The organism is Clostridium acidisoli DSM 12555, assembly GCF_900176305.1.
Classification (GTDB): Bacteria; Bacillota; Clostridia; order Clostridiales; family Clostridiaceae; genus Clostridium_I; species Clostridium_I acidisoli.
Genome location: NZ_FWXH01000007.1, coordinates 158,698 through 170,021 on the forward strand (window position 1 = coordinate 158,698; position 11,324 = coordinate 170,021).

Here is an 11,324-nt window from a genome sequence, read left to right on the forward strand (position 1 = left end):
GGTACACTTATGATAAAGGCTTTGAAACACGTAAGTATATGGATAGTTATATCTTTAGTAATTCAATTTGGAGCACTATATTATGTAGACAAGTACTATTTAAGAACGGAAACTAAATTTAAAATTAGTAAAATGGTAACAAAGGCACCTCAGAAAGAAGCTATTTCTATAAATATTCCTGCTGATGCCAATAAGATAAATGCTTCTTATGATGGAAAGTTTATTTCATATTGTGAAGGTCAAAGTTTAAAAATATTAGATGCAACTAGTGGCCAAGTTAAAGAAGTTGTGCCAGATAAAGGTAATAAAATATTGTTTTACAACTGGGTTTCTGATAGACATAGAATTATGATAGCAGAAGAACCTGAGGAAAACAGTGGTAAAATTCAATTAAAAGCATATGATGCAGCTAAATCAATTAAAAATAATATAAATGACAATATTACATGGTCTAGTAGTTCATCAACTGTAGATGATATTCAAATTTCACCAGCAACTAATTTGATATATGTGAAAGTTAAAAGAAATTCTTATAAATCTGAGATTTATGAAAACAATGTTATGAATGAAGTTACCAAAATTGATACCACTTCTTCGAAAATTGGTAATATAAGAATTATACCTAATAAAGATGAATTGATTTATGAAGATTTAAGTTCAAATAGAATTGTTTCAACAAATGACAAAGTAAGTATGAATTTTTCCAACATTCAAAATCCAGTGATTTTAGGCGCTGATGATGATAATGATGTTTTTATTGGCAATCAGGTAAATGGATTAATAACTAATATATATTATGGAAAAACAGAAACACCTACAAGTGAGTGGCAATCATTAGTAGTTCCAGGTGGAGCAGAACCTGATGATTTACATGTAACTGAAGGTGGAATCATATATAAAAATGATAGTTTAAAAGGTCAGGTTACTGCGTTAAAAACAAATCAAATGACAAGTTATAAAGGAACTCTAATTAAGATGACGGACAAAGAAATATTATCACAAGAAAGTGGTAAACTTTTAACTACAGATTATAAATAAAAATTTGCAGATTTATTCTGCAAATTTTTTATCCATATGAATGTAAAGTTTACTTTATTGGGTAAGGTACTTATAAGTTCATAAAAAGTTTGATATAATTGTATAATATAATTTATGATAGGAGGAATTTCATGTGGGAAGTATAAATGATAAAGCACTAGCTATTATAATAAGCATTCCCGCAATTTTAATAGCGTTTACATTTCATGAGTATGCTCATGCAATAGTAGCAGATAAATTAGGGGATAAAACACCTAGATTTCAAGGAAGATTAACCTTAAATCCAATTTCACATATAGATCCAATAGGATTTATATTAATTTTAATTGTAGGTTTTGGATGGGCAAAGCCAGTAGAGACTAATCCAAGTGCTTATAAAAATTACTATAAAGATGATCTAAAAGTTTCTGTTGCTGGACCACTAGCAAATTTACTTGTTGGATTTGTATTTGCATTTGTTACAATGATTTTATATAAAGTATTACCATCAAATAATCTAACATATTTATTAATTAGAATAGCTAGTACTGTTTCAAGTATAAATTGTATGTTAGCATTGCTGAATTTAATTCCAATACCGGGATTTGATGGGTTCCATATCTTGAGAGATTTATTTCCAAAAGCTTTTTATAATATATCGGATTCTCTATATAGATATCAGTTGATTATTTTTATTGTATTAGCAATGCCTGTATTAGGTGGAAATTCTATATTAGGTATAGTTATAGGAATACCAGGAAGTTTAATATATAATGCATTTATGAATATTGCGGCTATGGTTATAAGATAAGTATTAGAATAGAAAACATTGCAGTTATTAGTTAAGACCAATGATGGAGGGAAATTAATGAGACTTAGAAAAAAATGGTGGGCAAGACCAGAGATGGAAAAAAGCCCTCTTGTTATAACAGAACCAACACAATACAGTGGTAAATGGAGTGAAGTTTTTGGAAATAGTAATGATATTCATTTGGAACTTGGCTGTGGAAGAGGAGACTTTATAATCAAAGTTGCATCACAAAATCCAAACAAAAACTATATAGCCATAGATTTAAAAGATGAAGTATTAGTTTATGTTCTAAGAAAAGTTCAAGAGGCTGAACTTGAAAACATTAGAATAATACCACTTCAAATAGCATTTATTGAAGATGTTTTTAGTGAAAATGAGATAAGCAGAATATATATAAATTTTTGCAATCCTTGGCCAAAGGACAGACACAATAAAAGAAGGCTCACACACACTAAATTTCTTACAAAATATAAGAAGTTTATAAAACCAAATACTGAAATATGGTTTAAAACTGACAATGCAGGTTTGTTTGATGCTTCTATTGAATACTTTAAAGACAATGGGTTTAAGATAGAATATTATACTTATGATCTTCATAATAGTGATTTCCATGAAAACATTGTAACAGAATATGAAAGTAAGTTTGTAAGTTTAGGAATGAAAATAATGTTTTTAAAAGCAGTTCTTAAATAACAAAATGTGTATAAAACATATATGATTGGATAAAATATATCTTAGTAAAATGTAGATTTATGTTTATAACAGTGCTACATTAGAGGAGGTATATTTATGCCGTTTGGATTTAAAAATTCACATGTAATAAAAAAAGTAATAAAAAACAATAATGAAGACATAATTGCGTACTCACTTGAAAATGGTGAAATTGTAATGAAAGAAGAAGCTGTAAGTATGGCTTATCAAGGAATGATTAGTGGCGTTAAAATTGAAAAAGATGATAACGGAGATGAATATATAAAAAGTATAGAAGAAGATTACAGTGACAATCTTATAGATATGCCAAATTTAAATACTAACAAATTTCAATAATTAAAAATGCAGGTTTTTACATAGAGTACGTATCAAAACAGTGTGATGCGTACTCTATTAATTGTTTATAATAAATTAATGATTTATTATAGGACAAATAGTATTGGTTTAATGTATAATTTATTGGTATGATATTGTGCAAAACTTACATATAAAAATGTAAGATGGGAGGAGTAATTTTGAAAAAATGGGTAATTGATAAGAGATTATTAAAGCAAGCGGATTTCAGTATATTAATTATAGCACTCATTATATCAGTGTTTGGAGCGTTAAATGTATACAGTGCATCTCGGGCTTCATATGGGACGCATTATTTAATTGCACAGTTTGTTGGTATAGGTATGAGTTTAATAGTTGTATATGTTATTCTTCTCTTAGATTATAGTTTTATGAGTAATTATGCTACAGTATTTTATTGGATTGGAAATATGCTTTTGTTTTATACAGCATTTCATAGTGAAGCAGTAAAAGGCGCTAATTCTTGGATGAAGGTAGGAGGTCAAAGTTTTGCTCCTGTTGGTTTTTTTCAGGTAATCCTTACTATATTTATTGCAAGAAAGATAAGTGATATGGATGGTGAAGTTAATAACCTAAAGAATTTTAGTATATTAATGCTTTATACATTGATACCAGTGCTTTTAGTTTATAAACAACCCAATTTAGGAGAAGCTATAATTTGTCTTTGTATAGCACTTGGAATTATATTTATTTCAGGTATAGATTTGAAAATAATTTATGCCAGTGTAGCAATTGTAGTACCATTTGTACTTATTTTATGGAATAGCAGCCTTTTAAAGGCATATCAAAAAGCTAGAATAACGTCTCTTTTTAATCCAACGGGAAACGAACAAGGCTCAGGATATCAACTAGCAAATTCACTGGTAGCCATAGGTTCTGGAGGATTATTTGGTAAGGGATTTTTAAAGGGAACTCAAGTTTCAGGTGGATATATACCTGAAGATCACACAGACTTTATTTTTGCAGTTGTTGGAGAGGAATGGGGAATAATAGGGGCAGTAGCATTGCTTATATTATATGCCCTGCTATTATATAAAATATTGAAAATAGGAATACAATCAAAGGATTTATTAGGTAGATTAATTTGTATAGGTACATTTTCATCTTTAACATTTTCAATTTTTCAAAATATAGCCATGACAATTGGATTAGCTCCAATTGCAGGGATACCACTTCCATTTATGAGTCATGGTAACAGTTTTATATTTTCGAATTTTATGGCTATAGCATTGGTTATGAATGTTGGGATGAGAAAGAAAAAAATAAATTTTTAGAGAATAACTTGTATATATACAAATTTTTTTATAGATAGGTGGATTTAAATGATTAATAGTGATTTAAAAGGAAAAGTTGTTTTAATAACAGGGGCTTCTAGAGGTATAGGAAGACAAATAGCAATAGAAATGTCAAAGGTAGGGGCATCTGTTGCTATTAATTATATGGAAGATGAAATTGGAATAGACAAAACATTAGAACTTATAAGAGAAATAGGTGGATATGGTAAAAAGTATAGATGTGATTTAAGAGATTTCTTAAAAGTAAAGCAAATGATTAAAAGTATTATAAGTGATTTTGGACAGATAGATGTTTTAATCAATAATGCTGGAGTATCTAAGATTGGGTTATTTGTTGATTCTAATGAAGAAGAATATAATTACATAATGGATTCAAACTTTAAGTCAGTTTATAACTGCACTAATGCTGTAATAAGTCACATGATTTCAAGAAAATGTGGATCTATAATAAATATATCGTCAATATGGGGTAATGTTGGAGCTTCTTGTGAAACACTTTATTCAGCTTCAAAAGGTGCGATAAATGCTTTTACAATGGCTCTTGGAAAAGAACTTGCAACTGCAAATATAAGAGTAAATGCTATAGCTCCTGGTGTAATAGATACGGATATGAATAAGTCTTTTAGCCATGAGGAAATAGATTCAATTAAAGAAGATATACCAATGGATAGGCTTGGAAAACCGAAAGAAATTGGAGAACTTGCAGTATTTCTTGCAAGTAATTCCTCAAGTTATATTACATCACAAATAATAACAATTGATGGCGGATTTCTATAGGACATCTAAAAAAATGTGAATACTATAAGGCTAATATGTCAATATTTCTAATAATGATTATCTAGAATTAGGGGATGATGTTTTTGGAAATAATATTAATCATGTTTGGTCTTGTAAGTACAATTTATTTTATTACTATGCTTATAACCGCATTAGTTACGAAAAAGAAAAAGTTAAAAATTTATATAATATGCATGATAATTGGAATTATAATTACATTTGTTGGGTATTTAAAAATACCAATACAAGATCAATCACAAATTGCTAAAAACTCTACAACAAGTGATATGGAAAAGGAAACTTTGAGTAGTAACATTGTAAATACTATGCTAAAAATTAATTTTATTGATAATGGAGATAATGGTTGTATATTATTGCAATGTGGAGAAAAAAACATACTTATAGATTCGGGCAAGGCTGAAAATATAAAAGAAATAGAAAGTGCTTTAAAAGCTCATTCTGTAGATACTTTGTATTCAGTTATTATAACAAGTGGCGATGATAGCAATATGGGAGCAGCAGCTAAAATAATAAGCGATTATAAAGTTCAGGAAGTTAGATATATAGATGATTCAATAAAATCAAATAGTCATTACAATGAACTTGAAGCAGCAGTAAATTCTAATGGACTAGAATTAAACAAGATAGAATCTAAATATCAAATTGGAGACATAGATGTAGAAGCTAGTGACTCAAAAGACAATATAAAGTTGAAGTTTTCTATACCTAAAAATCAGAGTAATTTAAAAAACATGTCATTTGTAAAAGATGATTTTAACAAAACCTCTGGAATAAGTGGGATAAAACATGATGTAAGCACAAGTTGTGATTCGGAAGGTAATTTTAATGTTATTATAAAAACTTATACAAAGTAAAAGTCCATTATAATTTTATTAAGTTTTATGGTATAATTAAGAAACGAAATGTTAAAACGAAGTATTAAGTAATAATAAGTATTAATTTGGGTATTGAATTGGAGTGGTTTTGTGTTACAGTTTAAAAAGCTTACATTAGAAGATAAGCAGATATTAGAAAAATATTTAAATAATTTTAACTACAATAGTTGTGAGTATTCATTTACTACACTATATATATGGAAAGATGCCTGTAAAATTGAGTATGCTATATATAATGATGTTTTAATTATAAAAAAGAAAGATTTTGACGGGTCAAATCATTTTATGCAACCTATAGGTTATAAAATTGAAGATTTAAAGGAAATAATTGAAACGCTCAAGGTATATAAAAAAGAGTTTGAAATGGAATGTTTATTCAAAGATATTGAAGAAAGTTTCGTAGAAGACTTAAAAATTGTATACGGAAATTCTCTAGAAATTTTAGAAGACAGAGATAATTTTGACTATGTATATGAAAGTGAAAAATTGATGTCTCTTTCAGGTAAAAAACTTCATGCAAAAAAGAATCATTACAATCAGTTTATAAAGAACTATACATATACAGTAAAAGAACTAAAAGATGTTAAAATCGAAGAATCATTAGAAGCATTAAATTATTGGTTAAATCAAAAAGAGGACAAGAGTGAGTATTTATCATATGAAATTAAAGCAATTGAGAATTTATTAAGGAATTATGAAAAATTTCAATTTAAAGGTATAGCTGTATTTGTTGAAGACAAAATAGTTGCACTTACAATTGGAGAAAAGATAAGTGATAACATGGCAATTATACATGTTGAGAAGGCAGATTCAGATATAAAAGGAGTGTATACTTTTATAAATAAGTATTTTGTTGAAAACTATTTTAATGATGTAAAAATTATAAATAGAGAACAAGATTTAGGAATACCAGGATTAAGAAAAGCTAAGGAATCCTACAAGTTATTTGAATTTGTTAAAAAATATGTTGTGAAGTAACTGGTTAAAGATTTTTCCTTTACTTCGTGAGTAAAAAGGTGAAAGGTTGCCAAAGTGGCAAAATTAAAGAATTAACGGTAATACCGTTAATGGTGATAGAATTTGCTTTCAGCAAAAAGGTAATGTATAAGTATTTATTATAATATTAACTATAATGTTAACACCACAGGTTGCGCCTAAAAACACAACCTGTGGTGTTAATATATAGTAGAATTATTTTTGTATATTAATATAGGTATCAGCCTTTAGCTTTCACTTCTTTACCTGTTACGTAAGCAACTTCTCTAATCTTTGACGGCTTTAGCCTGGTCAATTATTCCATCTAGCCGAAGGCTTTCTTTAATCTTTTTATCAGCTTTAGCTATGATAAAATTTTTTAGTCTTTGCTTTGCAATATCTCACTATTACGGAAAGTCATATATTGTGCATAAATCATTTCTCAACATTATCAAGACTTGTAGCCAGTCCAGAAAGTGTATTTATATGAGCCTTATCTTGGTTTAGCATTGTGTTAACTAAATTCATACTTTGAGAATCTAAGTCACCTTTAACCATTTCAGAAACTAATTTTACACCTCTAGTTTCACCAGTCAGTGCATTTTTAACAAAAGTACTAGGCTTTTTATTACCCAGGTCTTTTACGCTTGAAATTGTTTCAGCAACTTTTCCTAATATTCCAGGACTTTGTTTTGCAGTTCCACCAAGTTGTTGTATCCTTTTAGATAAAATTTGAACCTCATTTTTATGCTCATCTTGAATTTTTTGTAGCTCAGTTTTTGCATTTTTGTCAGAAATATTATTTATATATTTTTTGTAAGCATCTATTGCCATGTATTCACCCTTTAAAATAGCGTTTAACTCTTTTATTGATGAATTTTTAAGATTTTCATTTAATTTTGATGAATTTGTGGAGTTATTTGCAGTCTTATTTTTTATAGCAGCAGTCTTTTTTTTATTTTTATTTTTATTCATACAAAACACTCCTTTCTAAATTATATTATTATCAGTTTTTAAATATAATATAACCTTTTAAATTTCCCAAGTATGTACAAAATAACATATTATAAAACAAAAATAACTGCATAACATATGATTAAAATATAAGTGGAGATGATATTAAATGTCCGTATATTCTAAAATATTTATTATTGGAAATGAGAGCAAGGATGGTTTAGAAGACATTTATGTAGAAATTTTGCAAGGTGAAGGAGAAAAAAGGTGGTTTGAAGCCAAATATGATGAAGAGAAATTTCAAAGGCTTGGAAATATACATGCTGTAATTCCTAAAGATAGAGATGACAAAAATTCTATATTAGATGCTTGTTTGGCATTTGTTCCAGGACTATTTGAACAGTGTCATAATTTAGAAAAAGTTAAAATTGAATTAAAAGATATAAATACATTAGATTTTTCAACAGGAAAACACGTACCTGAAACTTGGAACATGCTTAGGGAAGAGGCAAAAGGCATATTTAAAGAAATACATTTATATGAAGCACCATTAATGCGATATAAAGCATAATAAATTATATTATAGAATATCCATATCAAAGTTGTAAATTTAAATTTTATTCATCTATTTTTTAAAGTTTTATGTTAAGATAGTAAATATAATTTATATTTACCTTTGTATGGAGGTTTCAAAAATGCATTCAATACTTACTCTTTTAGACAATAATGGATATGTAGTTTTATTAGTAGCTTTAATGCTTGAATTATTAGCGTTTCCCTTACCAGGTGAAACATTAATGAGTTATTGTGGATATCTTGTATATAAAGGAAAGTTAAATTATTCTATAAGTATATTACTTGCATTTTTAGGTGTAAATATTGGAGTCACCATTTCTTATTTTATTGGTAAAACTTTAGGTATAGGTTTTTTTAATAGGTATGGAAAATACGTTCACATGGGACCTAAGAGAATGAAAAAAATTTCTACATGGTTTGACTTATATGGGAGTAATCTATTGATAATAGCTTATTTCATTCCTGGAGTAAGGCATATTACTGGATATTTTGCAGGAATTACAAAAGTATCATTTAAAAAATTTGTGATTAATTCTTACATAGGATCATTTATTTGGACTTTCACTTTTATATCTATTGGTAAGGTTTTAGGTGGAAAATGGGGTAAACTTCATGCTTATGCTAGTAAATACCTGGTTGTCATATGCATTGTATTGTCTTTAATAGTTATTTTAATAATAGTGTTAAAATATTTTAAAACTAAAATAAGAGAATATATTTATAACTCTCTTAATAAAGTCATATTAACATATAAATCCCTAGGCAGAATAAAAATCTTGTTTATTGTAACACAATTCATATTTTTATCTATGGTTGTATTAATTATAATTAGTATAGATAAGATATTACATAATGAATTTATTAGATTTAATAGAGTAATTAATTATATTGTAAGAAGTATGTTTAATTTTCAAACACCGAAGATAATGAATTTATTTTTATATATGTCAAATAACATAGCTATTTTAATAGGTTCTTTAATTTTTGTAAGTTGTATGTTGTTTTATTTTAATAATAAAAAGGTTCAAATATTAAGTTTTATAGTTGAAGTTTTAGGTGGAGGCTTTATATACATATTAATTGAGCGTATACTTTCTATGGTAATAACAAGAAAATACAATATAGAAGGCAAGTTTTTATGTTATGCAGCATATATTTCTGTAATATTTTATGGATACTTAGCATTTATAATTTTAGAACAGCAAATTAGATATAGGCTGAAAACAATTAGTGTGGTTATATGTATTGTAATATGTATATTAATAGGAAGTTCAGCAATGTTAATAAAGAATTATACGGCTAGTAGTGTTATTGTAGCTTATATTTTTGGGGTTACATGGCTAACAATAAATATAACAATAAATCAGATTTTTAAAATCATTAAAGAATTAAAAAAGTAGCTATTACTCTGCATTCTGAACTGACCCCCATAAGTTAGACCTAAAAATCTAATGTATGGGAGGTCAGTTTTTTTATGGCAAAATATAGTTTTGAATTCAAGAAAAAGATTGTTCAAGAATATCTATCAGGTGAAGAAGGAGCACACTATCTTTCAACTAAATATGGCGTTCCTGCACATCGAAATATACAACAGTGGATAAAAGCATACAAAAAGTATGGCGATAAAGGATTAATGCGTTCGAGAAAAAATGAAAAATATACTTTTGAATTTAAGACCCATGTGGTAGAGTTATACTTATCTAAAGAAGTTTCTTATCAGGAACTGGCTTTATCGGTTGGAATCGGTAATCCGCCATTAATAGCGAAGTGGGTTAATGATTTCAGAATTTCAGGTCCTGATGCTTTGAGACCAAAGCGGAAAGGGAGGAAGAAATCATTGGAATCTCCAAAGACCTCACAATCAAAAGAACAGTTTGATACAAAACCAGTGGATACAAGTGTTGAGCATGTTAAACAGCTTGAAGATGAGTTACTTAAGTTAAAAATAGAGAATGCCTATTTAAAAGAACTGAGGAGGTTGCGTTTAGAAGAGGAAACTCTTCTGAAAAAACAGCGGGAATCATTCACAGCCTCCGAGGATACTTCAAACTAAAAGATATTCTCGCATTCACAGGTTTTCCTAAATCAACATATATGTACTGGCAAAAACGCTTTGATAGAGAAAATCCAAACAAGGATCTTGAACAAAGAATCCTTGAAATCAGAAAAGAGAATAAAGATTTCGGCTATCGTCGGTTATATGGAGAATTAAGAAAACAAGGACTAGTTGTAAACAAGAAACGTGTTCAACGAATTGTTCAGAAGCTAGGTCTTCAAGTTACTTCGTTTACCAGAAGAAGCCGTAAATACAGTTCTTATAAAGGCAAGGTGGGTAGAGTTGCTCCTAATAGAATTCACAGGAGGTTTGAAACTCATATTCCACACCAAAAGATTACAACAGACACTACAGAATTTAAGTATTATGTTATAGATGATAAAGGAAGAATGATCATCAAGAAACTTTACCTAGATCCATTTATGGATATGTGTAATAGAGAAATAATTAGTTATTCTATTTCTCAACGTCCGTCTGCTGAGAATATAATGAATGCATTAAATGAAGCTGTAAAAATTACAAGCGATTGTAAATATAGGCGTACATTTCATTCGGATCAAGGATGGGCTTACCAGATGAAAGCTTATTGTTATAAGCTAAAAGAAAATAAAATCTTCCAAAGTATGTCCCGGAAAGGAAACTGCCATGATAATTCAGTAATGGAAAACTTCTTTGGAATTATGAAACAAGAAATGTATTATGGTTTGGTTTACTATAGCTATGAGCAACTGAAAGAGACAATAGATAAATATATAAAGTATTATAACGAGAAAAGAATTAAAGAGAAACTAGGATGGATGAGTCCTGTAGAATACAGGCTCAGCCTCTTGGCTGCTTAAAATAATTGCGTAGCAGTTAAAAACTACTACGCAATAAAGTCTAACTTATTGGGGTCGCATCAT

12 protein-coding genes are annotated in these 11,324 nt (G+C 28.3%); 11 read left to right on the top strand and 1 reads right to left on the bottom strand.

Features of this window, described 5'->3' with window-relative positions; all coding sequences use genetic code 11:
* Window positions 1–9 precede the first annotated feature (9 nt).
* From B8978_RS11235 to B8978_RS11270, 8 genes are all read left to right on the top strand, one after another.
* Complete coding sequence (locus tag B8978_RS11235) at window positions 10–1,038, top strand: hypothetical protein (protein WP_084116121.1); 1,029 nt, start codon at window positions 10–12, stop codon at window positions 1,036–1,038.
* Between the two features lie 142 nt (window positions 1,039–1,180).
* Window positions 1,181–1,828: a site-2 protease family protein gene (locus tag B8978_RS11240; protein WP_084116139.1), complete on the top strand. Its 648-nt coding sequence runs from the start codon at window positions 1,181–1,183 to the stop codon at window positions 1,826–1,828.
* Window positions 1,829–1,885: 57 nt separating this feature from the next.
* Window positions 1,886–2,521 (top strand): tRNA (guanosine(46)-N7)-methyltransferase TrmB, encoded by a 636-nt coding sequence (gene trmB, locus B8978_RS11245; RefSeq protein ID WP_084116122.1) that lies wholly within the window; start codon window positions 1,886–1,888, stop codon window positions 2,519–2,521.
* A 96-nt stretch (window positions 2,522–2,617) separates the two neighbouring features.
* Window positions 2,618–2,875 carry a DUF3892 domain-containing protein gene (locus B8978_RS11250; RefSeq protein WP_084116123.1) on the top strand — a complete coding sequence of 86 codons (258 nt, stop codon included), beginning with the start codon at window positions 2,618–2,620 and terminating at the stop codon, window positions 2,873–2,875.
* A 179-nt stretch (window positions 2,876–3,054) separates the two neighbouring features.
* Complete coding sequence (rodA, locus tag B8978_RS11255; protein ID WP_084116124.1) at window positions 3,055–4,167, top strand: rod shape-determining protein RodA; 1,113 nt, start codon at window positions 3,055–3,057, stop codon at window positions 4,165–4,167.
* Between the two features lie 48 nt (window positions 4,168–4,215).
* Window positions 4,216–4,965 carry an elongation factor P 5-aminopentanone reductase gene (gene ymfI / locus B8978_RS11260; protein WP_084116125.1) on the top strand — a complete coding sequence of 250 codons (750 nt, stop codon included), beginning with the start codon at window positions 4,216–4,218 and terminating at the stop codon, window positions 4,963–4,965.
* Between the two features lie 83 nt (window positions 4,966–5,048).
* Entirely contained in the window at window positions 5,049–5,840 is a 792-nt protein-coding gene (locus B8978_RS11265) for an MBL fold metallo-hydrolase (RefSeq protein WP_084116126.1), read from the top strand.
* Window positions 5,841–5,951: 111 nt separating this feature from the next.
* A complete protein-coding gene (locus B8978_RS11270) occupies window positions 5,952–6,839 on the top strand; it encodes a DUF2156 domain-containing protein (protein WP_084116127.1) in 888 nt (295 codons plus the stop codon).
* Window positions 6,840–7,271: 432 nt separating this feature from the next.
* Here the strand turns inward: B8978_RS11270 and B8978_RS11275 are convergent, their stop codons facing one another.
* On the bottom strand, window positions 7,272–7,811 hold the full coding sequence (locus tag B8978_RS11275; RefSeq protein WP_084116128.1) for a DUF2383 domain-containing protein: 540 nt from the start codon (window positions 7,809–7,811) through the stop codon (window positions 7,272–7,274).
* 148 nt (window positions 7,812–7,959) lie between these two features.
* Between B8978_RS11275 and B8978_RS11280 the strand changes: the two genes are divergently transcribed.
* From B8978_RS11280 to B8978_RS11290, 3 genes are all read left to right on the top strand, one after another.
* On the top strand, window positions 7,960–8,361 hold the full coding sequence (locus B8978_RS11280) for a hypothetical protein (protein ID WP_084116129.1): 402 nt from the start codon (window positions 7,960–7,962) through the stop codon (window positions 8,359–8,361).
* A 124-nt stretch (window positions 8,362–8,485) separates the two neighbouring features.
* A complete protein-coding gene (locus tag B8978_RS11285; RefSeq protein WP_084116130.1) occupies window positions 8,486–9,766 on the top strand; it encodes a DedA family protein in 1,281 nt (426 codons plus the stop codon).
* 74 nt (window positions 9,767–9,840) lie between these two features.
* A protein-coding gene (locus tag B8978_RS11290; protein WP_242950543.1) for an IS3 family transposase occupies window positions 9,841–11,261 on the top strand; the annotation gives its coding sequence in 2 pieces (ribosomal slippage) (window positions 9,841–10,327 and window positions 10,327–11,261; 1,422 coding nt in all).
* Window positions 11,262–11,324: the final 63 nt, after the last annotated feature.